The sequence below is a fragment of the Algoriphagus lacus genome, assembly GCF_003583985.1.
In the GTDB taxonomy this organism is placed as follows: Bacteria; Bacteroidota; Bacteroidia; order Cytophagales; family Cyclobacteriaceae; genus Algoriphagus; species Algoriphagus lacus.
Genome location: NZ_QXML01000001.1, coordinates 628,308 through 652,094, shown reverse-complemented (window position 1 = coordinate 652,094; position 23,787 = coordinate 628,308). Strand labels below are relative to the sequence as shown.

Sequence of the window (23,787 nt, the reverse complement as noted above, 5' to 3'; positions counted from 1 at the left end):
ATTAAAAAAAAGTAAATATCGAACGCTGAATCCTGAACACCGAATGATGAAGTAAAACATCGGTCATTCAGAATCGGTCATCAAACAAAACCCAAACACCCTGCCGAAACAGGGCTCTCGTTATGGAAAACACACAAAACAAACCCTACAGCATCCTGCTGTACTATTGCTACGCCAAAATCGACAACCCGGAAGAGTATCGCGAGCAGCACCATCTTTTCTGCGTTGAGAACAACATTCGTGGCCGAATCATCATTTCCGATGAAGGCCTTAATGGAACCGTATCCGGTTTAATTGAGGACTGCGAAAAGTACATGGCATACATCCAAGCGGATCCTCGATTTGCCAAGACGGAATTCAAAATCGATTATCACGACAGCCATGCTTTTGCAAAAATCCACGTGCGCTACAAACCGGAAATCGTCCATTCTGCACTCCGTCACTTGGATCCCAATGTAAAGACCGGAAAGCATCTCGAGCCCGAGGAATTCAAAAAACTCAAAGATCAGGAAGACGTAGTGATCCTCGACGTGAGATCCAATTACGAACATGAGCTCGGACGATTCAAAAATGCAATCACTTTGGACATCGACAACTTCCGGGATTTTCCGGAGAAAGTGAAAGAGCTTGAGCACCTGAAAAACAAGAAGGTCCTCACCTACTGCACCGGTGGAATAAAATGTGAAAAAGCCTCAGCTTTCCTTTTGGAGCAGGGATTTGAAGACGTTTATCAGCTTCACGGAGGAATCATCAAATACGGCATGGAAGCCGGTGGAGAAGATTTCGAAGGCAAATGCTACGTGTTTGACAACCGAATCGCTGTCGAGGTAAACAAGGTGAACCCCACCATCATCTCCAAGTGTCATGTCTGTGGCACGCCAAGTGACCGAATGGTCAACTGCGCAAACCCAAGTTGCAATGAGCACCTGGCCATCTGCGAAAATTGCGGTTGGGAACTGGAAGGTGCCTGCTCAGTCGAGTGCAAAGAGCACCCTGAAAAACGGCCTTACGACGGCACAGGCTATTACCAAAAAAACACCAACGGGTATAATCCTTACAAGGGACTTCACCGTAAGCCAAGTAAAGAACTAATCCAAAAGCTCCATGGAGAATCGGCAAATTCCTGCGTCTGAACTGATCATCAATTCTGACGGGAGTATTTATCATTTGCATTTGAAGCCAGAACACCTGGCTTCAACTGTTTTCACCGTAGGTGATCCGGATCGGGTGGCATTGGTTTCCAAGTATTTTGATCAGATCGATTTCAAGCTGCAGAAGCGGGAATTTATCACTCATACCGGTTGGAAAAACGGAAAGCAAGTCACCGTCATGAGTACGGGAATGGGAACAGACAACATTGAAATCCTGATGACCGAACTCGATGCCTTAGTCAATGTCGATTTGGAATCCCGTCAAATCAAGGCGGAAAGGACCAGCCTTCAGATCATCCGAATTGGCACCTCAGGAAGTATGCAGGAAGACTTGCCGGTTGGGACATTACTGGCCTCTGAAATCGGTATCGGAATGGATACATTGATGGCTTATTACCCTGATTTAGGTGGATCTCAAAACATCGCCGAGGCGATTCAAGCTGAATTGAAACTCCCCTTTCTCCCATATCAAGCCTCAGCTTCAGCCCAACTTTTGGGGAAATTGGACCAACGGATTGTTAAAGGGATTACGCTTACCTGTCCGGGATTTTATGCACCTCAGGGAAGAGAAGTCAGACTCACCCCCAGATTTGATCGAATGATCGAGCGATTGGCAGGGATCAGCGTAAATGGAGAGCGATTGACCAACTTTGAAATGGAAACGGCCGGGTACTATGCTTTGGGAGAGCTCCTGGGCCACGAAATGCTGAGCCTAAACGCGATCGTAGCCAATCGCCCGTTGAAGAAATTTGATACGGACGCTGAAAAAACTGTTGACAGGCTGATCCAAACTGCATTGGACTGTTTTACCAAATGAGCCAGTTGACGGAGCAAATAATCCAATCCTTGAAGGATCGATCGATTCCTGAAAAAGCAGCTTTTTTACCCGGATTTTTCAAGGCATTTCCCGGTGGATATGGGGAGGGAGACCAATTTCTAGGAGTCACCGTTCCTGATCAACGAGAGATAGCCAAACAGTTTTTTAAGGAAATCAGCCTGGAAGAATTATCCCAATTGATCGAAAATCCTTTCCATGAGGCAAGACTCACGGGTTTAATGTCATTGGTTTATCGGTATGAAAAGACCAAATCCGAGTCCGAGCATGGAGTTTTGGTCGATTTTTACTTGAATCACCTTGATTTTATCAACAACTGGGATTTGGTAGACAGCTCTTGTTCTCAGATTTTGGGGCATTTTTATTGGAAAAAGGGGAAAAAGCTCTTCTATGAACTGGCGGACTCCGGTCAGCTTTGGCGTCAACGGATCGCTATGATCAGCAGCTATTTTTGGATCAAAAAAGGGGAATTCAATGATGCACTTGCTTTGGCCGAAAAGCTCAAAAACCATCCTCACGATCTCATGCACAAAGCAGTCGGCTGGATGCTTCGGGAAATCGGAAACCGGGATTTTGAAGTTGAAATGGAGTTTCTGAAAAAGCACTATCACACCATGCCGAGGACGGCTTTGCGCTACGCCATTGAGAAATTTCCGGAGGAATTGAGGCAGGATTTTTTAAAGGGAAGGATTTAAGTTTTGCATCAAAGGCGGGAAGGCGGCGCTAAGATTTTTTCCTCTTTGCACCTCTCCACCTTGGCGAGACATCTATCAGTCTTCAATCCCGTCCAATTCACTCAAATCCAGCCAAGCCAGTTCCAATTCTTCCAGTTCTGAATCGATCGCCTGAAGTCGACTTGTCCAAGTCATCAATTGGTTGACATCTGAGGTACCGGCAGTGATTTGGTCGTTCAGCGTTGACTTTTCTCCTTCCAGTTTGACGATGGTTTCGTTTATCTTCTTGAACTCCTGCTTTTGCTTGTAACTCGCCTTGATTTTTGGTGCCGTATCCACCTTGCTTTGACTGGTTTCTGACTTCCCGCTTTTGACTTCTGCCTTCTGTTGGCTGGCGTCATCCGTCTTAGGTCTTCGGTCTTCAGTCTCTTTCTCCCACTCTCTGAAATCCGTATAATTCCCCGGGAAGTCCTTGATTTTACCTTCTCCTTCAAACACAAACAGGTGCTCGACCAGGCGATCCATAAAGTAACGGTCGTGGGAAACGATGATCAGACAACCCGGAAACGTATCCAAAAACTCCTCCAGGATATTCAGGGTCATCAAGTCCAGATCATTGGTCGGTTCGTCGAGGATCAGGAAGTTTGGGTTCTTAATCAGGACCATCAGCAATTGCAATCGGCGTCGTTCTCCTCCACTCATCTTACCGATTGGGGTGAATTGCTGCTTGGGCGGAAAGCCAAATTGTGTCAAAAACTGACTCACCGTAATCGTCTGTCCTTTGTCCAGCACTACGACTTCGGCCACTTCCTTCACCACATCGATGAGGCGTTTCTCCTCATCAAATCGGTCTTCTTCCTGGCGATAATAGCCAAATGCGGTCGTTTGACCGACAGAGATTTTTCCGGAATCGGGTTGGATCAGTCCGGTAATCATTTGCAGGAAAGTGGTCTTTCCGGCGCCGTTTGGTCCGACTATGCCGATGCGGTCTTTCTTTTTGAAGATGTAAGAAAAGTCCCGAATCAGAGTTTTTTCCCCGTAAGATTTACTGATTTTGTCAATCTCCAGGATTTTGTTTCCCAATCGCTGAGTAGATACGGTGAGCTCAATATCCCGCTCCTCGCGCTTGGTAAATGCTTTTTCCTTGGTTTCCTCAAAGGCATCCACGCGGTATTTTGCTTTGGTACCTCGGGCTTTGGGCTGACGGCGAATCCAGTCGAGTTCCTTTTTGTACAGACTTTTGGCCTTTTCGATTTCGATGTCCTCGATTTGCATCCGTTCGGCTTTCTTGTCGAGAAAATAGCCGTAGTTCCCTTGGTAGCGGTGAATTTTCCCTTGATCGAGTTCGAGGATTTCATTGGTTACTTTCTCAAGGAAATAGCGGTCGTGAGTTACCATGAAAATGGCGAGATTAGCCTTGGCCAGGTAATCTTCCAGCCATTCGATGGTTTCCAGATCGAGGTGGTTGGTCGGTTCGTCCAGCAAGAGTAAGTCCGGTTTTTCGAGAATGGCTTTTGCCAAAGCGACCCGCTTCCGCTGACCTCCTGAGAGACTTCCCACCGGAAGATCGGTGTCGTGAAGGCCGAGTTTTCCCAAGACTTCTTTCACCTGATATTCAAAATCCCAAGCCTGCAGCGCGTCCATTTTTTCAAACAGTTTGGACATTTGGTCGGAGTTGTCGATGCCCCGCTCAGAGTCGAGCATGGCTTTGTGGTAATCCTCAATCACCCGAAGCACTTCCGAATTACTCTGGTCAAAAATGGTTTGGTAAATACTCAGGTTGGCCTCGAACACCGGGTTTTGATGGACATAGGCAATTTTCACTGACTGATTGATGGCCACTTGGCCGGTGTCTGGAATTTCCAGTCCCATGATGATTTTCATGAGGGTGGACTTGCCTGCGCCATTGATGCCCACGAGAGCGATTTTTTGGCCCTGGGAGATGCCAAAGGAGATATTGGAAAAAAGCTTCCGTTCCCCGAAAGCTTTACTGAGATTTTCAACCGAAAGGTAATTCATGGCGCAAAAGTAAGGGAAATAGGCCAGATAAGACTTTTGAGATTCAAATCTTAAAAAAGATAGGTGCTCAGGTTGGATCAAGACAGGTTGATGATTTTACCTTGAGAGGTATATTTAGCGCAGCATCCCGTATTTTCAACCCATGAAAACCATCCACGATATCCTCAAATTAGGCGATCCACGGCTCTATGAAGTCTGCGAACCTGTCCTGAAATCTGACCTTCCTTTAGTCCCCGAATGGACGCTGCAGCTTCACGAAGCAATGGAAGATATCCGTCGGGTGTATGGATTTGGAAGGGGAATCGCTGCCCCGCAGTTGGGGATTATGAAGCGGATGTTTTACCTCAATCTGGACCGGCCCTACATCATCCTCAATCCGGAACTGAAGGGACTCAGTCAGGAGCTTTTTGAGCTTTGGGACGACTGCATGAGTTTTCCAAATCTGCTGGTGAAAGTAAATCGCCATCAAAGTTTAACTCTGGAATACCTGGATGAAAACTGGGAAACCCAAAGCTGGACTGTGGAGGGAGCAATCTCCGAACTGATCCAGCACGAGTATGACCACCTCAACGGTGTGCTGTGTACGATGCGGGCGATTGATGAGAAATCGTTTCGGTGGAAAGAATAAAGAAATCCTCAGCAAAATTATCTTTGACCTATGAATTTCCCGACCCTTGCCGATATCCGAGCGGCACATGCCCGCATCCAGTCATTTATCCACCGCACGCCGATCCTCACTTCCACCGCGATCAATCAAATCGCCGGTTGCGAGATCTACTTCAAGTGTGAAAACTTCCAGAAAGTCGGGGCCTTCAAAGCCCGCGGAGCTGCAAATGCCGTAATGAAGCTGAGCCCTGAAGAAAGAGAAAAAGGAGTTGCGACACATTCTTCCGGAAATCATGCAGCCGCCCTAGCCAGGGCAGCAAGCGTGGCAGGAATACCATCCTACATCGTCATGCCGTCCAATGCTCCCGAGATCAAGAAGAAAGCGGTAAAAGGCTATGGAGGAGAGATCATCGAGTGCGAACCCAATCTTAAAGCCCGGGAAACTACCCTCGAAGCAGTGGTGGAGCGAACCGGTGCGACATTCATTCCTCCTTACGATTACATGGACGTGATCGAAGGTCAGGCTACTTGTGCACTCGAACTCCTCGAGGACCAGCCTGATCTCGATATCGTCATGGCCCCGGTGGGCGGAGGAGGATTGCTCGGCGGCACTGCACTCACGGCCCATTACCTGAATCCTGAGATCGAAGTCATCGCCGGCGAACCTGCCGGAGCGGATGATGCCTATCGCTCTTTTCATGCGGGACACATCATACCCCAAACCGGCCCAAATACCATCGCCGACGGGCTTTTGACTTCGGTGGGCAAGTTGAACTTTGAGTTGATTCAAGCCTATGTGGATGACATCCTGCTTGCCACCGATCCTCAAATCATCGAAGCCATGCGGCTGGTCTATGAGCGGATGAAGATCGTGATCGAACCATCCTGTGCGGTTCCTTTGGCGGCCCTGCTGGCTAACAAGGAGCGCTTTGCCGGGAAAAAAGTCGGAATCATTCTATCCGGCGGCAATGTGGATTTGGGGAAATTGCCTTTTTGAAAATGGCCTAGATACTGGCAAGAAAACTTCTTAGGCCTCTCCATTTTGATTGGTTACTATCCAGGAAGAAAGCTCACCAAATCACTAGAATGGAAAGTGAGGAAGTATTTTTCAACCTTTCGTTTTTTGGATCAGGTAACCGATCAGACTTTTGAGGTTGCTGGTTTTACCATAATCTTCTTCCGGAATGTCCACCTTGAGCTTTTCACAGAGGGAGACAATAAACTGAAGCGCATCAAAGGAATCAATATTTAGCGCTTCCCGAATATTTTCTTCCGGCATCAAAAGTGATGGATCTGTTTCCGGGGCGATATTTTTCAGCAGTTGGAAAACCGTTTTCTTGATTTCTTCCTCATTCATAGGGATTCCGGGTTTTGTAAGTGTTTATTTAATGCGGCTAAAAATCGGCTTCCAATCAATCCGTCCGTAGCCCGGTGATCCGCGGATAAAGTCACATCGACCACTGGGCGGATTCCAAGCATCCCCTCCTCCGCAAAAGGCTGCTCGCTGATCTCCCCAAAACCCACAATACCAACCTGCGGAGGATAGATCAGTCCAAACACCTTATCTGCCCCGCCTTCTCCAATGCTGGTTATCGTAAAGGTAGACTGGCTGAGTTCTGAGCTTCTCAACTTGAACGCCCGGGCTCTTGGAATAAGATCATTCAGCGTTTCCATGATTTCCTCCACAGTTTTGGAATCAGCCTGCAAAATGGCAGGAACCATAATCCCCCCCGATCTGAGGGAAACCACAAATCCGATATTGATCTCATTTTTTCGCTGAAGTCCATTTTCCCAAGTTGCATTCAGGTCAGGAACTTCATCCAAAGCTTTTGCCACTGCCTTGATCAGCATAGCTACCGGCAATATCCTTTTTTGTACCGGTCTGGTCTTATTTGACTCCTTCATCCACTCCAGGGCTTTGGACATGTCCATTCGCTTTTCCAGGAAGTAATGCGGGATTTCCCGGTTTGATTTGCTCATAGCAGCAGCCACCGCCATCCGAATGCTGTCCGAAGTGGTCCGGCTTACGTTGACCGATTCTTCAGGTGCCTCTTTAGTTTTTTCTTCAGGTTGCGGTACTGGCTTATTAGCAATCCGCTCTGAAATGGCTTTTTCCACATCCTCTTTTACGATCGATCCCTCCGGACCGGTTCCTTTCAACAGGGTAAGGTCAATACCATTCGATTCAGCTATTTTCCGCGCCAAAGGCGAAATTTTGATTCGGTGTTCTTCTGTGGACTTGGTTTTAGCCTGTTCCTGAGGTTCCAAAATTTTGGGTACTTCCGGTGTTGGGTTATCACCGGATGATTCACGGATTTCCTCTCCCTTCCCGTCATTGATCAGTGCCAAAACAGATCCGACCGGAACTTTTTGGCCCTCTTTTACCAGGATTTTCTCCAAAACTCCTTCATCAAATACCTCTATTTCGATGAGTCCCTTTTGGGTATCGATATCGGCAATGATGTCTCCCTTTTGAAGAAAATCACCGGGCTGTTTTCTCCATTCCACCAAAACCCCGTCCTCCATATCCGCCCCGAGATTAGGCATCAGAAACTTGATCATGGCTTTATCATTTTTTTGACTTTTTCTACAATGTCCGAAACCTGAGGTACGGAGGCGTCTTCCAAATGCTTGGGGTAGGGAATGGGAACCTCTACCCCGCAGAGCCTTTCCACGGGAGCATCCAGATCGAAAAATGCCTTTTCCATTATTCTGGATACGATTTCCGAAGAGATGCTTACGGACTTCCATGCATCCTCCACCACCAAGGCACGGTGCGTTTTTCGTACAGAAGCAAGAAAAGTGGCCTCATCCAAAGGTCTCAAAACTCTTAAATCGATGACTTCTGCCTTTATCCCCTCTTTCTCAAGAGCCTCAGCTGCTTCCAGGCATTTGTAAACACCTGTGCCGTAAGTGATCAGCGAAATATCGGTTCCTTCCCGCCTTACCTTACTTTTGGAAATATCCACCACTCCGGAATCTTCCGGAATCTCTTTTTCCAAATTCAGCATCGAGGTGTATTCAAAGAGAATCACCGGATCAAGACTCTCTAAAGCTCCCAGCAACATTCCTCGGGCATCTTCATGGGTGCCAACAGACAAAACGATCAAGCCGGGGACATGCGCAAAAAACGGTTCCCAACTGTGAGAATGCTGTGCGGCAAGCTGACGACCGATGCCGGAACCCATCCGAATGATGACCGGGACATTCAACTGACCTCCGGACATGTGGAGTAGAGTAGCGGCATTGTTGAACAGCTGATCCATCGCCAAAAGGCTGAAATTGACAGTCATCACTTCCACAATCGGGCGCATTCCGGCAAGCGCTGCCCCGATTCCCGCTCCGGTAAACCCCGATTCCGAAAGTGGAACATCCATAATCCGATCCGGACCAAATTCCTGAAGCAAGCCTTTGCTTACTGCAAATGCACCTCCATACCGGCCCACGTCTTCCCCCATCAAAAACACCCGTTCGTCTTTGTGAAGAGCTTCCCGAATGGCCATTTTCAAGGCCTCTCGGTAGGTAAGGCTGACGTTCTTTGTCATGGCTGCTTCAGTTCAGAATAAACAAATCGGGTTAGGTTGCTAGCCTCTTCCCAGGTTCCGTTTTCTGCGAAGGCTACTGAATTTTCAATTTCCTGCTCCACGTCCCGTTCGAGCTCATCGACTAGAGCTTGGGAAATGAGATTTTCCTTCAGAAGATATTCCTTGAATTTCGGGATAGGGTCTTTCTTTTTCCACTCCTCCACCTCGGATTTTTCCCGGTATAATTCCGCGTCAAACATGGAATGTGCCCGAAATCGGTAGGTCTTGCAAACCAGAAAAAAGGGCTTTCCAGTTTCTCTGATAAACTCAACCGCCTCAGCGGCAGCCTGCATTACAGCCAACAAATCCATGCCATCCACTGCAACAGAACGGATTCCGTAGGCCTCTCCTTTTTTCTCCAAATCCTCCATGGAATGCGTGTATTTCAAGGCGGTGCCCATGGCGTAGCGATTGTTTTCACAAACAAATAGAACCGGGACCTCCCATAGTGCAGCCAAATTGAGAGATTCATGAAATTCCCCTTCGGCAGCGGCACCCTCACCAAAAAAGCAAGAGGTGATGTTCTTTTTGTTTTGCTTTTTGGACGCCAAAGCCATACCCACAGCCAAGGGAAGATGGCCTCCCACGATGGCATTACCTCCAAAAAAATTTAATGAAGAATCAAACAAATGCATCGAGCCTCCTCTTCCCTTGCTGCAGCCTTCCTGCTTTCCGTACATTTCGGCCATGATGACGTTGGGGTTCATTCCTCTGGCCAAAGCATGACCATGTTCCCGATAGGTACTCAGCAAATAATCCTCCTGGTTTAAGGCTTGAACGACACCCACAGCAACGGCTTCCTCCCCGACATACAAGTGCAGAAAACCTCTGATTTTTGATTTGGTGTATTCCTCTGCTGCCCGCTCTTCAAATCTCCGGATTAAAATCATCTGCTTAAGCAGGTTTTGACCAAGGTTGGCATCGAGTGATGAATTGGCTTTTGTTCCCATGATCTCAGTCTTTTTCTAAGGTGGATAGATCCCCTTCAGGCAATCCCAATTCCCTGGCTTTGAGCAGCCTGCGTAATATTTTTCCACTTTTGGTTTTGGGAAGGCTTGTTACAAATTCGATTTCTTTCGGGGCTACGGCAGGTCCCATGGTTTTCCGGGCAAATCCGATCAGCTCCAGTCTCATTTCTTCGTTGGGATCGAAGCCCTCTTTTAAGACCACAAAAGCTTTGACCAGCTCTCCAATGGAAGGTTCGGGCTTGCCGATCACAGCCGCTTCCGCTACAGAAGAGTGTTTCATCAGCGTACTCTCCACTTCAAAGGGGCCAACCATGTGGCCTGAGGTTTTGATGATGTCATCCGCCCGCCCAATAAACCAGAAATATCCATCCTGATCAATTTTAGCGAGGTCACCGGTGATGTACCAATCGCCTCGGAAGCATTTTTGGTAGCGTTCCTCCTCATGGAGATATCCTCTAAACAGGGAAGGGAATCCCTTTTTCAAAACCAAATGTCCTTGATTCCCAATCTGATCAAGAATCCTGAATTCGTTACCTTCAATTTCAGCCACAGCGGCCACCACTCCTGGGAGAGGCTTCCCCATGGACCCGGGCTTGACAGGTAGCGATCGATAGTTGGCAATCATGATCCCGCCGGTTTCGGTCTGCCACCAATTATCCAAAATTGGAACACCGAATGCCTTTTCCCCCCAGATCACTGCCTCGGCATGCAAAGGTTCACCCACGCTGAGGACCAGGCGAAGGTGGGATAGATCAAATTTTTCTTTCGGAATAAAGTCCATTCGCATCAATCGCCGGATGGCTGTGGGTGCGGTGTACCAAACGGTCACTTTTTCTTTTTCCAGAATTTGGTACCATCGCAGCGCATCAAATTCCTCTTCATCTACGATAGTTGTGACTCCATTCACCAAGGGGGCAATGATTCCATACGAAGTCCCCGTAACCCATCCAGGATCGGCAGTACACCAAAACACATCTCCAGGGGAAAAATCCAACACGTATTTACCAGTGAGGTAATGGGTCAGGACTGCCTGATGCACATGGAGTGCTCCTTTTGGCATACCGGTGGTGCCACTTGTAAAATGCAACAGCGCCGGATCCTCGGGCTGAGTGGGCTGGATTTCAAAATCAGCCGGACTCAAACGCATCAGGTTTGGAAGGGAACGGACCTGATCCGAAAGATCCTCTTCCGAATCCGTTAAAAGGATATATTTGAGAGTCGGCAGTCGATCCAACAGTCCCTTGACTTTCTTTTCAAAAAACTGGGAGTTGGTGATCAGGACTTTTGCATCCCCTTTACTTAATCGCTGAAAAATGGGTTCGGGACCAAAAACTGAAAACAGGGGACAAAAAACCGCCTTGAATTTCAAAGAGCCCAACGCAGCTATGTACAACTCAGGAACCCGGCCTAACAAACTGAAAACCCGTTCTCCCTCACCCAATTCAAGATTCTTCAGAACATGGGCAAATTGGGATGTGAGATTTTTTAGCTTTCCATAACTGAAGTCCTCCCGGCTTAGATCTTTTCGGATCAACCGTAAGGCCAGGGATTCTCCTTTTCCTGCCAAAACATGTCTATCCACTGCCTCATGCGCAATATTTAGCCCTCCTCCATTTGGAAGCCCATCCAGATTTTTCTGTTCGCGCTGCCAGTCAAATTTGGAATAGGCATCGGAGTAATTTATCAGGTTCGGGGTTTTCATGGGTTTATTTGGGTCACCAAACTGATCAGGAAATGATTTGAAAATCAATCCTTTCTATACAGTATAATTTACAAGTTTTATCCTTTCATGAAGCGTTTTCATTGGAATCCTTTTTCACCCAATGAATCCTTTTTGACTTAAGGCAAACCCTTTCTCTGTCTAAGGTTTTTTTTAACCGGAGAAGCCCGACAACTTTGCCTTCCGTTGGCTTCGCTAACCCGAATTTCCCTATCTTTGCCCCCTGATTTTCACCAAACCAAGGCCCGTTTTTAGGGTTTTAAGCAGAGAAAACTATCCCTATGAACAGAGAAGTTCGCGTACGATTTGCTCCCTCACCCACTGGCGCATTGCACATCGGTGGCGTGCGTACCGCCCTATACAATTACCTTTTTGCCAAAAAAATGGGAGGGAAATTTCTCCTCCGCATCGAAGATACCGATCAGACACGCTTTGTGCCCGGAGCAGAGGAATACATCAAAGAATCCTTGGAATGGCTGGGCATCTCTCCCGAGGAGAGTCCTTGGCATCCAGGTGACTGTGGACCCTACCGTCAGTCGGAGCGTAAGCCAATGTACATGCAGTACGCACTTGACTTAGTCGAAAAAGGGCACGCTTACTATGCCTTTGATACATCTGAAGAACTTGAGGCAATGCGTGAGCGCCTGACTGCCGCACGCGTAGTACAGCCCCAATACAACAGCATCACCCGAACCCAAATGAAAAACTCCCTCACGCTATCCGAGGATGAGGTGAAGACACGTTTGGCTTCCGGTGATCCTTATGTGATCCGTGTCAAAATGCCCCGAAAGGAAGAAGTTCGGCTCAATGATATGATCCGCGGCTGGGTAATGGTACACTCCAGCACCTTGGATGACAAGGTATTGATGAAGTCAGACGGGATGCCAACTTACCACTTGGCAAACATCGTGGATGACCACCTGATGGGCATCACCCATGTGATCCGTGGGGAGGAATGGCTTCCTTCGGCACCGCTTCACGTATTGCTTTACCGGTTTTTCGGATGGGAGGATACTATGCCTCAATTTGCGCACCTGCCCCTATTGCTCAAGCCGGACGGAAACGGAAAGCTTTCCAAACGTGATGGCGACAAGTTGGGATTTCCTGTTTTCCCGTTGAATTGGACAGATCCTTTTTCCGGAGAGAAATCTTCAGGGTTTAGAGAGCAGGGCTATCTGCCTGATGCGTTTTTGAATTTTCTGGCATTTTTGGGCTGGAATCCAGGAGATGAACGAGAGATCTTTTCGCTAGAGGAATTGGCAGAGGCATTTTCCATTGACCGAATCGGGAAGTCCGGAACGAAATTCGACATTGCCAAGGCCAAATGGTACAATGAGCAGTACCTTCGGTTGAAAACCAACCCGGAACTTATGCAGTATCTGATCGCTGATGCCAAAGCCGACGGAGTCGATATCCCTATTGAGAAGGCAAATGCAATGATCAGCTTGCTGAAAGAAAGAGTAACCTTCCCGAGCGATTTCTGGAGAGACAGCAAATTCATCATGGCTGCACCAAAGGAATTTGATCAGGAGGTGGCCTCTAAAAAATGGAATGCCGATGCGGCCAAAGTTCTTGGTGCTTATGCCACTGTGTTGGATGGATTTGACAGTCCTTTTGATGCAGTTGCGGCCAAGGCTTTGTTGGAAAGTACTGCTGAAGCTGAGGGAATCAAGCTGGGAAAAGTGATGCAGGCAGTTCGACTTGCAGTGACAGGATCCGGTGCAGGACCTGATTTGATGGAGGTTTTTGCTATCTTAGGTACTGCTGAAGTATCCAAGCGAATTCGATTTGCGTTAAACAACTTGACAGTCGTAGCCTAACATGACCAAGAAAAAGAAAAAAGAAGAAGAGCCCCGGGTTCATGAAGAACTCAAAGGCTTCAAGATGGAAATCAATTCCTTTGGAGAGATTTCCTCCAGTTTTCCGATTGACAAGATCAATGAGTTTCTCAACAAAAATGTAGAGGATAAAAAACTGAAAGATCGGGATGATCAAAACAAGCAAGGTTGATCCTCTTCGAATGTTAAAAAATAAAACTAAAAGCTCCTGATCGGGGCTTTTTTAATATACTTGATCTCAATTTGACGGACCAATGAAACAATCGCTGCTTTTGATTTTTAGTTTTCTGGTATTTTCAATGGGACTTTTTGCCCAGTCCGGCACCATCACCGGAATTGTCAAAGACTCCGAAACCGGTGAAACACTTCCGTTTTGCAGTGTATTCATTAACAATACCACCATCTCCACAGTCACTGACATGGATGGCAAATTCGTGCTTTCCGGCCTGACTCCGGGTCCTGTGGAAATCGGGTTTTCCTTTTTGGGCTACGAGGCACAGACCAAAACCGTAACCATCAATCCCGGAGGCACGCTCACCCTCAACCTGAGCATGAAGCCCTTTGCGCAGGAACTGTCCGATGTCGAGATCAAGGCCTCAAGGGATAAAAACTGGGAGCGGGAACTTCGGAAATTCGAAAACCTATTTTTGGGAATCGATGAGGCAGCAAGCCAAACCCAGCTACTCAATCCCTGGGTGATTGATTTCCCTACACCCACTGAAAAAGGGGCCTTTGTAGCATCAGCAGCGCTACCGATCGAGATCGAAAACCGCTACCTAGGCTATAAAATTACCTTTAACCTCAAGGAGTTTTTTGACTCTCCGACCAATTACCGGATTGTGGGCGCGGCAAGATTTGAAGAGCTAAAACCCGAATCCGAAGCACAAAAGTCTATTTGGGAGAAAAATCGCGCCGAGGTCTATCGGAAATCTCCAATGAATATGTTTCGCTCGATTCTGAGAGGTACTCAGGAGCGGGAGGGATTTTACCTTTACGGAGACAAGGCAGGAGGCTCTGCATCCCGAAACATGCGCTCGGATATTTTTGCCAATGAACTGGGCAAGTCTGTGGTCCCCTACAAAGTGGACAGTCTAGTGAAGCCTGCTCCTGCACCAGGGCAGTTTTTGATCTCGATGAAGGGCCGGATTGAGATTCACTATCAGAAGGGCTTTGCCCAAGCCAATACCTACCGGGATGCACCCTATCCCATTTCCTGGTTGGAAGTGGAAGGAGGGCAAGTCAGGGTTCGGGCCAATGGCATGGTGCTCAATCCTGAAAAGCTGGTCTTTTCAGGGGATATGGACCGCAAGCGGATTTCCAATCTGCTCCCCTTGGACTACAATGCGGAGAAGGCGATCCAATTGATGGACTTGGCCAAAACTGCCAAAAACTATCAGGAAAAAGTCTACCTCCATACCGATAAACCCTATTACTATGCAGGAGATCAGGTTTTTTTCAAAGGGTATTTTGTCTACGGCAATCCCTATTTAAGAGATGAGTTGAGCAAAGTGATGCATCTTGAATTGATCTCAGGTGATCGGGATTTTGTCATTGAGAAAAAATTCCAGATTCGGGATGGAATTGTAGTGGGGGATTTTTACCTGCCGGATACACTTTCAGGAGAAAAGTATTTCATCCGTGCCTATACCAACTGGATGCGAAACTATGGGCCAAATCACTATTTTCTCCTGCCACTGAGTATCCTTGACCCTTATAAGCGGGTTGCCCCGGAGGAGACCGTCACCTCGTGGGAAAACACCGGAGCCACTATTCAGGCAGATCCAGAGCAATTTGGTCGTCGGGAAAAAGTGACCGTCACCATGAAAGTCAGTGGTTCTAAAGGTCAGGCAGTTCCGGCTACACTTTCGGTGGGGGTATGGGATGCCCGACAGATCGTTCCGGTGAAAAGGACCCTGGAAATGGGAAAAGCCCTTGATTTACAGACGGTCCCTGAAAATCTTGGTTTGGATCGTTTTTCCTTTCCTATTGAAAAAAGTCTCTCGCTCTCCGGAACAGTCCTGGATGATAAAGGAAAAGGGGCATCGGCACCGGTGACAGCTTTTGTGAATAATTTTCAAGGAATGATTGAACTGGAATCTGCAAGCGACGGGACATTCAGTTTGGACAATATGGAGTTTTATGGTCCGATGAAACTGGCATTTTCCGCCTCGGACAAAAAAGGGAAGCCCTTAAAAATCGACCTGACCACACCCTTGAAAGCTCCCGTGGCCCTACCTATGGAGGCTTATTTTCCAAAGCTCATTACTCTGGCTAACCCACTGAGGATCAAAGAGCTCATGGAGCCAGAAGAAGAACCAATAGAAAAGCCAAATCCTGATGAAAAAAAAGCGATCTACGGAAATCCTGATTTTGTGGTCAAGGGAGAAGACCTGACCAAAACAGGAGTTAATGCCGATTTGGTCACTAGTTTGTCAGGAAAAGTACCGGGCATGCAGGTGACCCTGGTCGGAGCCACAGGACAGCAACAGATTCGAATCAGAGGAGGAGCAATCTCATCCAGAGGATCGATGGAGCCTATTGTGATGGTCAATGAATCGATCATGAATGGAGGCGCCGGTTCCAATGCGGCAGATAATCTGCGCAGCATCAATCCCTTCGACATCGACCGAGTAGAGGTGGTCACCCGAATGGCCCCCATGCTGGGAGATCAGGGACGAAACGGCATCATCGCCGTCTACCTAAAAGACAACCTGGAAATGGGAACGGGGGATATTCCGGGAATTAAAGAATACCTCGTGCAGGGATACCAGCCAACAGGTAGCTTTATCCCGGTCGATTACGAGCAGGAATCCGAAGTGGTGGAGAAGGACGATCGACAGACACTTTACTGGAATCCGTTTATGGTTGCTGATGAAAAAGGGACTGTGACCTTTTCATTCTTTACCAACGATTCGGAAGGACCGGTGGTGGTTGAGGTGAGAGGATTGAGTATCGACGGAGAAATCATCTCGGGTACGTTTATCCTCAATCAGAAGTAAGACAGGTAAGCCTATTTCCTTTATTTTTGGCCATGCAAAAATCCCTTGTCTTTCTGTTCCTATTCGTTTTACCGGTCAGTGTATATGCACAGCTGAGTGTCGGAATCAGAGGAGGATATGCCACCTCTTCTTACAGTTACCAGCCTACTGCATCGAATCGGAGTACCAATGTGGATGGAATCGGAGCCCCGACTTTTGCATTCGTGGTGGAGTATTTTAACTCAAAAAATGCCGGCGTCGAACTCAACATTCAACAGATAACGTTGGGATTTCGCCAGTTTAACGGAGAAGGGGAATTGAACCACAGCGAACTCACCTACCTGAAAGTGCCTTTTTTAGCCAGTTTTTTTGCTGGAAGATCCGGGCGGTTTCAGATTAAAGCCGGGCCTCATTTGGGATATCTGGTCAAAGCAGAGGATCTCACCCGAGAATACTCGGGAGCAACTCCCCCTGAATTGCCGACTTATGGTGGAGCAGCCGATAATCCGAACAAGTTTATGTACGGCATCACAGCCGGTGCGGGAATTTCCAAGCTTTTTGGGAAAAGTACTCTTTCAGCAGAGGCCCGATTTGCTTATGATTTCACCAACCCGGAATCCCAGGATCGGGTTTTTGATATGAGATCCACCAATATCGAGTTTACCCTGGCCTATCTTTTCCGCATAAAAGAGCGAAAAGAGTAGTACCCAATCCCCTTTGAATTCATCTTCGCATTTGGGAATTAACCCTTTGGCATTGACTTGCTAACATTTACCTTTGAAATTCCACTTCGGAACCTAAACCTATTTTACCTTGAAAATTCAAATTATCAACGGACCCAACCTCAATTTACTCGGAAAGCGGGAGCCCGAAATCTACGGAAGTGAGACTTTCGAGGATTTCTTTGAGCATTTGCAAAAACGCTTTCCACAGGTAGAACTCCACTATTTTCAAAGCAATGTAGAAGGAGAGTTGATTTCCAAAATCCATGAAGTAGGCTTTGATTACGATGCCATTTTGCTCAATGCAGGAGGCTACACACACACTTCCGTGGCCATTTCGGATGCCATATCAGGCGTGACTACCCCAGTTTTGGAAGTTCACATTTCCAACATTTACAAGCGGGAAGAATTCCGTCACAAAAGCATCATTTCCAAATCCTGCGTCGGAATGATTTCAGGCTTAGGCCTGAAAGGCTATGAACTCGGTGTCATGTATTTTCTCAACTCCCCAGACTTATGATCACTTTTGCTCCCGGGCCATCCAAAGTTTACGACGCCCTTCCAAAATACATGCAGGATGCCTACAATCAGGGAATCCTCAGCGCAAATCACCGAAGCAACGCCTTCATGCATCTCTATCAGGAGACTGAGCAGTTGATGCGAGAAAAGCTCCACATGCCGGATAATTACAAACTTTTGTTTACTTCATCTGCTACGGAAAGCTGGGAGATCATCTCCCAATCCATTGTGGAAAAAGCCAGCTATCATATTTATTCCGGCTCCTTTGGTAAAAAATGGTTTGAATACGCCAAACACATCATTCCTGCCTCTGCTGCTTTGAAAATCGAAGCCAATCAGTCAGTGGATGTGCCAAATCTGGAAATCGGAGAAGGATTTGACCTGATCGCCGTGACCCAAAATGAGACAGCCAATGCCTCTCAGGTGCCGATGTCGGTCATCACCGAAATCGGAAGAAAATATCCGGAGAAAATGATTGCCGTGGACACGACCTCTTCCATGGCGGGAATTGAGCTCGATTTCAGTTTGGCAGATATTTGGTACGCTTCAGTTCAGAAGTGCTTCGGTCTTCCAGCGGGTTTGGGAATATTGATCGTATCTCCCAAAGCCATCGAAAAAGCCGAACGAAAAGGCGAAAAAGGAAGATACAACAGCCTGAGTTTTATCCTGGAAAATGCTGCCGGGTATCAGACGCATTACACCCCGAATGTGTTTGGGATCTACCTGCTCAATCGGGTGCTGAAGGACATGCAGGAGATTCAGCACGTGGATGCCAGAATTCGATCCAGAATGAGAAAGCTTGAAAACTGTATTGCCCAGACTTCCAAGTTTAGGATGCTGGTGGACAATGACCAGACTCGAAGCTCAACGGTCATGGCTGTTGCAGGAAATGAAGAATTGATTTCGGCTGTGAAAAAAGCCGCAGAAAAAGAAGGCATGCAGCTTGGAAGTGGCTATGGCCCACTCAAACCGACGAGTTTCCGGATTGCCAATTTCCCGGCGATTACGGATGCAGAATTTGATCGGCTGATTGAGTTTCTGAAAAACTACTAAGAAAAATGCCCGGCTGACCGGGCATTTTTAATTTTATTCCAACTTAAATCTCCGAAAGTTTATTGGTCTTGGACAGCAGAAGAAAATCTGCGATGACCAAAGCTGCCATTGCTTCCACAATCGGTACTGCCCGGGGAACAACGCAGGGATCATGGCGTCCTTTTCCGCTCACGGTGACGGTTTCCCCTGCCTCATTGAGGGATTCCTGATCCTGCATGATCGTGGCAACTGGTTTGAAAGCCACTCGGAAGTAGATGTCTTCTCCGTTGCTGATTCCTCCCTGAATTCCACCGGAATGGTTGGTCAGGGTATGTACTTTTTCACCTTCCTTAACAAAGGTATCGTTGTGCTGGGATCCCCGCATTTTCACACCCTCAAATCCACTTCCATATTCGAACCCTTTCACAGCATTGATGCTGAGCATAGCCTTACCCAGTTCGGCATGAAGCCGGTCAAAGACGGGTTCACCTAAGCCGGGAGGGGTATTTTTGATGACGCAGGTCACCACGCCACCGATGGTATCACGGTCCAAGCGAACCGAATCGATCAGTGCGATCATTTTTTCGGCAGTTTCCGGGTCAGGACAGCGGACGATATTTTCTTCCGCCACATCCAGGTTCAACTCATGATAGGGTTTTTCCAACGCCAAGTCACCCACTTGGGAGACAAAAGCCTGGATTTTCACTCCTTTGGCAGCTAGAAACTGCTTGGCAATAGCTCCTCCAGCAACCCGTGCGGCAGTCTCACGTGCACTTGACCGCCCACCTCCTCGATAATCCCGGATGCCGTATTTTTCAAAATAGGTGTAATCGGCATGTGAAGGGCGAAACTTGTCCGCAATGTGGGAGTAATCCTTGCTTTTCTGATCTGAGTTTTGAATTACGATACCAATTGGAGTGCCGGTGGTTTTTCCTTCAAAAACGCCGGACAGGATTTCGATTTCGTCCTCCTCTTTGCGTTGCGTAGTGATTTTGGATTGTCCAGGTTTTCTGCGTTGCATTTCCAGCCGGATTTGTTCTTCGTCCAGTTCCAGACCTGCAGGACAACCTTCCACGATCGCTCCAAGTGCTTTTCCGTGTGATTCACCAAAGGTCGTGAGCCTGAAAAGCCTGCCGAATGAATTTCCCATTATTTCTTCTTGATTATGAGGACCGCCAGCAGCGCCACTGCCCCGAGAAGGAGCAGGTTGATGGCAGTCATGAAATAGTATTTGTATTGCTCGTTGGCAAATTGATTACTTTCCGTATCGATCTTGTCATAGATTCCACCCAGTCTTTGACCCGATAAAGCCTCATTTACTTTGCTTTCGCCGGAGACAACAATTTTTGCCTGAGGCATCAGCGTGTCATAGACTGCCCGCACCGGATCGAAATAAATCCAATTGAAGTGATCATCCAACTCGTATTCACCCGCTTCATTGATTGTGATAAAGTAATTGAATTCTTTGATGCCTGAAACTCGCCCATAGCCCCGGTTGATTTGCTGACGTACATTCGGGTCAAACGTATTCAGGTTTGCTCCGGGCATTCTTTTGGGAGCGGATACCGAATTGATGTTTCCGACTCCATTGATTCCAAAGTTGTAATCAAATCCCTGACCGGTCTCCACTTCGAGTGTACTGATATTTTCTCTCAGCTGAAAAACACCTACACTGACTTCATTTTTGAGCGGGTGCGGAGGTAGCGGTTTTACAGTGATGGTTTGGGGATTGGAATAAAATGTCTTGAAGTCCTCCTGACGGTTTGCTCCGAAAAACGTGGGATTTTTGGCCACTTTGTATTTGATCATTTCCCAAGGAACTCGTGGGATCTCAATGGTCCCTTCAGAAAATGGGAAAAATGAAGCTTCATAAACTTTGTACCGAATCCATCGCTTTCCGTTGATTTCCACTACTTCTGGTTCGATGTTGGTAATGTTGAAGTTTTCTTCCCAGGCATTGTTGGGTTTGAGTTTCTTAAGGACAGCATCCAACTGCTTTCCCGGTTCATAAAACTGAAAAGGCGCCTGATTCTGCTCAGACATGTAAAAAGCAAGGTTCAGGTTGAATCCTTCCCCGGCAAAAATCTCCTTTTTGTCCACCGAAACAGAGAAAAAAGCATCGTCGTCCAATTCCACATATTCGGGTTCTTCCGCATTCCTTCCAAAGAAATCCGCAAAAGGGTCTGCTGCATTTCCTCCTAATCCCTGCGTACTTACCGCATCGCCTACGGTGATTTTTTTCCCCGGAGAGGAGAAGGATTCTCCATTGATCAAAACTGAGAAGTTGCCGAGGGTAAATTGGCCTTTTCGTGTCGGCTTGTAATACTGAATGATACTGTTGGAGCTGCTCATCTGTCCATTGATGATATTCATGGACGAGGATTGGGAGATTCCCTGCTTTTGAAAACCCTGAATCTCCGGAAACTGGTCGTAGGATTTGATTTTGTCATTGGACAGGGTGACTTTGATCGTGAAGGTCTCGTTGAGTCCGATTTCATCCGGCCCCAATTCAATCTGCACTTCCTGCGCTTGTGAAAAATTCACAAATAGGAAGGACATACATACGAAAGCTAGACGAAACGCCGTTTTGATCATGGATGCGAAAATAGGGATTATTCTCTTCTATGGGCCTCCAAAATAACGTAACATATGTGGAAAAGACTTCGTATGGAACCTTAAAATCAGTTAATAAACCCAAATCCAAGCAGTCATGATAGAATATGTGAAGACCATTTTGCAAAAAGTCAGCTTTAGCACGTATTTGTTTGAGCGGGAATTGAAAAAAGGACTTCGGTATTTGATGCCGGCGGAAATCGAAGAGTTTAGAGATTGGTGCTATCAAATGTTTGGCATGAGTCATCAGCCCATTCTCAACCGTTACTTTAAACCAGCTTAGTACTAAATACCTTCAAGAACACTGGCCCCGAAATTACTTTTCGGGGCTTTTTGTTGAAAAGGCTTTTTTGCTAATGGAGTAGCATGCCCGAAATTCGAAGACTTGGTACATAACCAGCAAATGGGTTGATTTTGGTCCTCCACTTTCCCTGATTTGTCCGCCTCGTTTAATAGACTAATTTTGCAAGCGTTTTTTAATAGCTGAAAATGACTAACAAACCAACACTCCTCGTTTTGGCAGCCGGAATGGGCAGCCGCTATGGAGGAAACAAGCAGATTGACGGTTTCGGCCCAAGTGGCGAAACCATTTTAGAGTATTCCATCTTTGATGCCATCCGTGCCGGTTTTGGCAAGGTGGTGTTTATTGTTCGCCAGGAGATTTTGGACGTCGCAAAGGAAAAATTTCTCCCCAAGCTGGAAGGAAAAATCGAAGTGGATTGGGTGATTCAGTCCCTGGACAGCTTTGTACCTGCCGAATTGAAGCAGGCCGATCGGGTGAAGCCCTTTGGTACTGCACATGCGGTGCTTTGTGCCAAAGATGCCATCCAAGAGCCCTTCGCGGTGATCAATGCGGATGATTTTTATGGGAAAGAAGCGTTTGAGGTTTTGGGTAAATTCCTTTCCACGGATGTCCGTCCTGACCTGCATGCCATGGTAGGCTATGCAATTCAAAACGTGCTTTCTGAAAACGGAACCGTAAGCCGAGGAGTCTGCGAAACCAACGAAAAAGGCCAGCTGATCGGGATGACCGAGCGGACTTCCATTGCCAGAGAAGGAGATAAAATCGTCAGCCGCGGTGAAGGGGAAGTGTTGGAGATTGCTGAGAATACGCCTGTCAGCATGAATTTTTGGGGATTCCACCAGGAGGTTTTCGGAGACATTGAGCAGATGTGGAATGAATTCCTTCCTGCAAATTTGAACAATCTGAAATCAGAGTTCTATATCCCGACCGTAGCCAATAACCTGATCAAGGCAGGAAAGGCGGCTTTCGAAATCCTGCCGGGTGGGAAAACCTGGTTTGGGGTAACCTACACCGAGGATCGCCCAGTCGTAATCGAAGCCCTGAAAAAACTTCATGATACAGGGGAATATCCAGCAGATTTGTGGAAATAAAGGAAAGAGGCTTCGGCCTCTTTTTTACTTTTTTAACTCACCCTTTTCCAAATCAAAAAAGAGCACTTCCGCATCCAAAGCTCCCAAAATGCCTTTTGACCGCTCCGGTCTGGCATCGGTCAGGAAGATCTGCCCAAAAGTCCCCCGGGAAACCAAATCCATCAGCTTGGCAATGCGCTCATCATCCAACTTGTCAAAGATATCATCGAGCAACAGAAGGGGTTTTTCGCCTTTGGCTTTTTCGAAAATCTGAAACTGCGCCAGCTTCAACGCGATAATATAGGACTTTTGCTGACCCTGACTGCCGATTTTCCGGATGGAATGCTCCCCGATCTGGAATTCGAAATCGTCCTTATGGATTCCGGCGTTGCTGTTTTTGGTGACCAGATCCTTTTGACGCAGACTTAGAAAGTATTCTCCAAAATCCGATCTCAAGGCCTCCGTTTCATAGCTGACGGAGACTTTTTCCCGACCTTGGGATATCTCCGAATAGTGGGATTGAAGCAGCGGTGCGAATTCCTGCAGAAGTTTAGCCCTTCTTTTAGCCAAAAAAACACTCAGCCGGATCAGTTCCTGATCGTAGCTTCCCAATAGGGTCAGGTCTCTTCGGCCCGTGTCTGCAAATTGTTTCAGCAGGGCATTGCGCTGTTTGAGAAAGTGATGATAGCGGATTAGCTGATCCAGGTATGGATGATCCAATTGGGAGATCAGCCCGTCAAAAAATTTCCTTCGCCCTTCGCTTCCTCCTTTAATGAGTTCTGTATCATCGGGTGCGATCAGAACGAGCGGAATCATCCCCACGTGTTCGCTCGTTTTGTCCAGGGCTTTGCCGTTTTGATAGATCAGTTTCTTCTTCCCCGATTCGAACGTGCATCGAACTTCAAGTGGTTTCCCCCCGATCTCAAACTTACCCTTGATTGAAAAAAAATCCTGTCCATGGGAAATATTCAGGGAATCGCTGCTCTGTACCGCGCTCTTTGTCAGGGACAAATAATGGATGGCATCCAGAATATTGGTCTTGCCGCTGCCATTCAATCCGGTGATACAGTTGATTTGCGGGCTAAAAACAAGCTGTGTCTTGAGGTGATTTTTAAACTGGATCAGGTCGATGGCCTCGAGAAACATGCGGACGG

The 23,787-nt window shown here is 47.3% G+C and carries 22 protein-coding genes; 13 read left to right on the top strand and 9 right to left on the bottom strand.

The window, feature by feature from the left end:
- Window positions 1–122: 122 nt before the first annotated feature.
- The 3 genes from trhO to D0X99_RS02700 are packed head-to-tail and all read left to right on the top strand — an operon-like array spanning window position 123 to window position 2,681.
- Window positions 123–1,133 (top strand): oxygen-dependent tRNA uridine(34) hydroxylase TrhO, encoded by a 1,011-nt coding sequence (gene trhO, locus D0X99_RS02710; protein ID WP_119476091.1) that lies wholly within the window; start codon window positions 123–125, stop codon window positions 1,131–1,133.
- Window positions 1,105–1,968, top strand: a complete 864-nt coding sequence (locus tag D0X99_RS02705) for a nucleoside phosphorylase (protein WP_119476090.1) — start codon at window positions 1,105–1,107, stop codon at window positions 1,966–1,968. Before trhO ends, D0X99_RS02705 begins: the two co-directional genes overlap by 29 nt.
- Window positions 1,965–2,681, top strand: a complete 717-nt coding sequence (locus tag D0X99_RS02700; RefSeq protein WP_199707966.1) for a DNA alkylation repair protein — start codon at window positions 1,965–1,967, stop codon at window positions 2,679–2,681. The genes D0X99_RS02705 and D0X99_RS02700 overlap by 4 nt, the downstream gene beginning before the upstream one ends.
- Before the next feature lie 75 nt (window positions 2,682–2,756).
- Here the strand turns inward: D0X99_RS02700 and D0X99_RS02695 are convergent, their stop codons facing one another.
- A complete protein-coding gene (locus tag D0X99_RS02695; RefSeq protein WP_119476089.1) occupies window positions 2,757–4,679 on the bottom strand; it encodes an ABC-F family ATP-binding cassette domain-containing protein in 1,923 nt (640 codons plus the stop codon).
- A 142-nt stretch (window positions 4,680–4,821) separates the two neighbouring features.
- On the opposite strand from D0X99_RS02695, the gene D0X99_RS02690 reads away from it, so the two are divergent.
- Together D0X99_RS02690 and D0X99_RS02685 are read left to right on the top strand one after the other, a co-directional pair.
- Window positions 4,822–5,307 carry a peptide deformylase gene (locus D0X99_RS02690; RefSeq protein WP_119476088.1) on the top strand — a complete coding sequence of 162 codons (486 nt, stop codon included), beginning with the start codon at window positions 4,822–4,824 and terminating at the stop codon, window positions 5,305–5,307.
- Between the two features lie 30 nt (window positions 5,308–5,337).
- On the top strand, window positions 5,338–6,282 hold the full coding sequence (locus D0X99_RS02685) for a pyridoxal-phosphate dependent enzyme (RefSeq protein WP_119476087.1): 945 nt from the start codon (window positions 5,338–5,340) through the stop codon (window positions 6,280–6,282).
- A 111-nt stretch (window positions 6,283–6,393) separates the two neighbouring features.
- Here the strand turns inward: D0X99_RS02685 and D0X99_RS02680 are convergent, their stop codons facing one another.
- Genes D0X99_RS02680 through acsA form a run of 5 tightly spaced genes read right to left on the bottom strand, consistent with a single transcriptional unit; the run spans window position 6,394 to window position 11,539 of the window.
- A complete protein-coding gene (locus D0X99_RS02680; protein ID WP_119476086.1) occupies window positions 6,394–6,642 on the bottom strand; it encodes an acyl carrier protein in 249 nt (82 codons plus the stop codon).
- Window positions 6,639–7,847 (bottom strand): dihydrolipoamide acetyltransferase family protein, encoded by a 1,209-nt coding sequence (locus tag D0X99_RS02675; RefSeq protein WP_119476085.1) that lies wholly within the window; start codon window positions 7,845–7,847, stop codon window positions 6,639–6,641. Before D0X99_RS02675 ends, D0X99_RS02680 begins: the two co-directional genes overlap by 4 nt.
- A complete protein-coding gene (locus D0X99_RS02670; RefSeq protein WP_119476084.1) occupies window positions 7,844–8,830 on the bottom strand; it encodes an alpha-ketoacid dehydrogenase subunit beta in 987 nt (328 codons plus the stop codon). The genes D0X99_RS02675 and D0X99_RS02670 overlap by 4 nt, the downstream gene beginning before the upstream one ends.
- Window positions 8,827–9,819 (bottom strand): pyruvate dehydrogenase (acetyl-transferring) E1 component subunit alpha, encoded by a 993-nt coding sequence (gene pdhA, locus D0X99_RS02665; RefSeq protein WP_119476083.1) that lies wholly within the window; start codon window positions 9,817–9,819, stop codon window positions 8,827–8,829. The genes D0X99_RS02670 and pdhA overlap by 4 nt, the downstream gene beginning before the upstream one ends.
- A gap of 4 nt (window positions 9,820–9,823) precedes the next feature.
- Window positions 9,824–11,539 carry an acetate--CoA ligase gene (gene acsA, locus D0X99_RS02660; RefSeq protein WP_119476082.1) on the bottom strand — a complete coding sequence of 572 codons (1,716 nt, stop codon included), beginning with the start codon at window positions 11,537–11,539 and terminating at the stop codon, window positions 9,824–9,826.
- Between the two features lie 299 nt (window positions 11,540–11,838).
- Between acsA and gltX the strand changes: the two genes are divergently transcribed.
- The 6 genes from gltX to D0X99_RS02630 all read left to right on the top strand — a co-directional run bounded on the left by gltX (window position 11,839) and on the right by D0X99_RS02630 (window position 18,667).
- Window positions 11,839–13,377 (top strand): glutamate--tRNA ligase, encoded by a 1,539-nt coding sequence (gene gltX / locus D0X99_RS02655; protein ID WP_119476081.1) that lies wholly within the window; start codon window positions 11,839–11,841, stop codon window positions 13,375–13,377.
- Between the two features lies 1 nt (window position 13,378).
- Window positions 13,379–13,567, top strand: coding sequence for a hypothetical protein (locus D0X99_RS02650; RefSeq protein WP_119476080.1), 189 nt, complete (start codon window positions 13,379–13,381; stop codon window positions 13,565–13,567).
- 82 nt (window positions 13,568–13,649) lie between these two features.
- Window positions 13,650–16,394 carry a TonB-dependent receptor gene (locus D0X99_RS02645; protein WP_119476079.1) on the top strand — a complete coding sequence of 915 codons (2,745 nt, stop codon included), beginning with the start codon at window positions 13,650–13,652 and terminating at the stop codon, window positions 16,392–16,394.
- A 32-nt stretch (window positions 16,395–16,426) separates the two neighbouring features.
- Window positions 16,427–17,077 carry an outer membrane beta-barrel protein gene (locus D0X99_RS02640; protein WP_119476078.1) on the top strand — a complete coding sequence of 217 codons (651 nt, stop codon included), beginning with the start codon at window positions 16,427–16,429 and terminating at the stop codon, window positions 17,075–17,077.
- 109 nt (window positions 17,078–17,186) lie between these two features.
- Window positions 17,187–17,615 carry a type II 3-dehydroquinate dehydratase gene (gene aroQ / locus D0X99_RS02635; RefSeq protein ID WP_119476077.1) on the top strand — a complete coding sequence of 143 codons (429 nt, stop codon included), beginning with the start codon at window positions 17,187–17,189 and terminating at the stop codon, window positions 17,613–17,615.
- The gene (locus tag D0X99_RS02630) at window positions 17,612–18,667 is read left to right on the top strand and encodes an aminotransferase class V-fold PLP-dependent enzyme (protein ID WP_119476076.1); all 1,056 of its coding nucleotides are present in this window, start codon (window positions 17,612–17,614) and stop codon (window positions 18,665–18,667) included. The genes aroQ and D0X99_RS02630 overlap by 4 nt, the downstream gene beginning before the upstream one ends.
- 43 nt (window positions 18,668–18,710) lie before the next feature.
- Here the strand turns inward: D0X99_RS02630 and aroC are convergent, their stop codons facing one another.
- Entirely contained in the window at window positions 18,711–19,796 is a 1,086-nt protein-coding gene (gene aroC / locus D0X99_RS02625) for a chorismate synthase (protein ID WP_119476075.1), read from the bottom strand.
- On the bottom strand, window positions 19,796–21,205 hold the full coding sequence (locus D0X99_RS02620; protein WP_233553632.1) for a BatD family protein: 1,410 nt from the start codon (window positions 21,203–21,205) through the stop codon (window positions 19,796–19,798). Before D0X99_RS02620 ends, aroC begins: the two co-directional genes overlap by 1 nt.
- Window positions 21,206–21,356: 151 nt before the next feature.
- On the opposite strand from D0X99_RS02620, the gene D0X99_RS02615 reads away from it, so the two are divergent.
- Window positions 21,357–21,542 carry a hypothetical protein gene (locus D0X99_RS02615; protein WP_119476073.1) on the top strand — a complete coding sequence of 62 codons (186 nt, stop codon included), beginning with the start codon at window positions 21,357–21,359 and terminating at the stop codon, window positions 21,540–21,542.
- A gap of 206 nt (window positions 21,543–21,748) precedes the next feature.
- Complete coding sequence (locus D0X99_RS02610; protein ID WP_119476072.1) at window positions 21,749–22,654, top strand: nucleotidyltransferase family protein; 906 nt, start codon at window positions 21,749–21,751, stop codon at window positions 22,652–22,654.
- A gap of 24 nt (window positions 22,655–22,678) precedes the next feature.
- Here D0X99_RS02610 and recF read toward each other — a convergent pair whose 3' ends face one another.
- The gene (recF, locus tag D0X99_RS02605; protein ID WP_119476071.1) at window positions 22,679–23,779 is read right to left on the bottom strand and encodes a DNA replication/repair protein RecF; all 1,101 of its coding nucleotides are present in this window, start codon (window positions 23,777–23,779) and stop codon (window positions 22,679–22,681) included.
- Window positions 23,780–23,787: the final 8 nt, after the last annotated feature.

What these genes read in the sequence shown, in the direction of transcription:
- pdhA (WP_119476083.1), bottom strand. Translation starts at nt 9,819, where the DNA reads ATGGGAACAAAAGCCAATTCATCACTCGATGCCAACCTTGGTCAAAAC.
- D0X99_RS02685 (WP_119476087.1), top strand. Translation starts at nt 5,338, where the DNA reads ATGAATTTCCCGACCCTTGCCGATATCCGAGCGGCACATGCCCGCATC.
- D0X99_RS02705 (WP_119476090.1), top strand. Translation starts at nt 1,105, where the DNA reads ATGGAGAATCGGCAAATTCCTGCGTCTGAACTGATCATCAATTCTGAC.
- D0X99_RS02690 (WP_119476088.1), top strand. Translation starts at nt 4,822, where the DNA reads ATGAAAACCATCCACGATATCCTCAAATTAGGCGATCCACGGCTCTAT.
- acsA (WP_119476082.1), bottom strand. Translation starts at nt 11,539, where the DNA reads ATGAAAACCCCGAACCTGATAAATTACTCCGATGCCTATTCCAAATTT.
- D0X99_RS02695 (WP_119476089.1), bottom strand. Translation starts at nt 4,679, where the DNA reads ATGAATTACCTTTCGGTTGAAAATCTCAGTAAAGCTTTCGGGGAACGG.
- D0X99_RS02620 (WP_233553632.1), bottom strand. Translation starts at nt 21,205, where the DNA reads ATGTCCTTCCTATTTGTGAATTTTTCACAAGCGCAGGAAGTGCAGATT.
- D0X99_RS02640 (WP_119476078.1), top strand. Translation starts at nt 16,427, where the DNA reads ATGCAAAAATCCCTTGTCTTTCTGTTCCTATTCGTTTTACCGGTCAGT.
- D0X99_RS02645 (WP_119476079.1), top strand. Translation starts at nt 13,650, where the DNA reads ATGAAACAATCGCTGCTTTTGATTTTTAGTTTTCTGGTATTTTCAATG.
- D0X99_RS02615 (WP_119476073.1), top strand. Translation starts at nt 21,357, where the DNA reads ATGATAGAATATGTGAAGACCATTTTGCAAAAAGTCAGCTTTAGCACG.
- D0X99_RS02610 (WP_119476072.1), top strand. Translation starts at nt 21,749, where the DNA reads ATGACTAACAAACCAACACTCCTCGTTTTGGCAGCCGGAATGGGCAGC.
- D0X99_RS02675 (WP_119476085.1), bottom strand. Translation starts at nt 7,847, where the DNA reads ATGATCAAGTTTCTGATGCCTAATCTCGGGGCGGATATGGAGGACGGG.
- D0X99_RS02650 (WP_119476080.1), top strand. Translation starts at nt 13,379, where the DNA reads ATGACCAAGAAAAAGAAAAAAGAAGAAGAGCCCCGGGTTCATGAAGAA.
- trhO (WP_119476091.1), top strand. Translation starts at nt 123, where the DNA reads ATGGAAAACACACAAAACAAACCCTACAGCATCCTGCTGTACTATTGC.
- D0X99_RS02700 (WP_199707966.1), top strand. Translation starts at nt 1,965, where the DNA reads ATGAGCCAGTTGACGGAGCAAATAATCCAATCCTTGAAGGATCGATCG.
- recF (WP_119476071.1), bottom strand. Translation starts at nt 23,779, where the DNA reads ATGTTTCTCGAGGCCATCGACCTGATCCAGTTTAAAAATCACCTCAAG.
- gltX (WP_119476081.1), top strand. Translation starts at nt 11,839, where the DNA reads ATGAACAGAGAAGTTCGCGTACGATTTGCTCCCTCACCCACTGGCGCA.
- aroC (WP_119476075.1), bottom strand. Translation starts at nt 19,796, where the DNA reads ATGGGAAATTCATTCGGCAGGCTTTTCAGGCTCACGACCTTTGGTGAA.
- D0X99_RS02630 (WP_119476076.1), top strand. Translation starts at nt 17,612, where the DNA reads ATGATCACTTTTGCTCCCGGGCCATCCAAAGTTTACGACGCCCTTCCA.
- D0X99_RS02670 (WP_119476084.1), bottom strand. Translation starts at nt 8,830, where the DNA reads ATGACAAAGAACGTCAGCCTTACCTACCGAGAGGCCTTGAAAATGGCC.
- D0X99_RS02680 (WP_119476086.1), bottom strand. Translation starts at nt 6,642, where the DNA reads ATGAATGAGGAAGAAATCAAGAAAACGGTTTTCCAACTGCTGAAAAAT.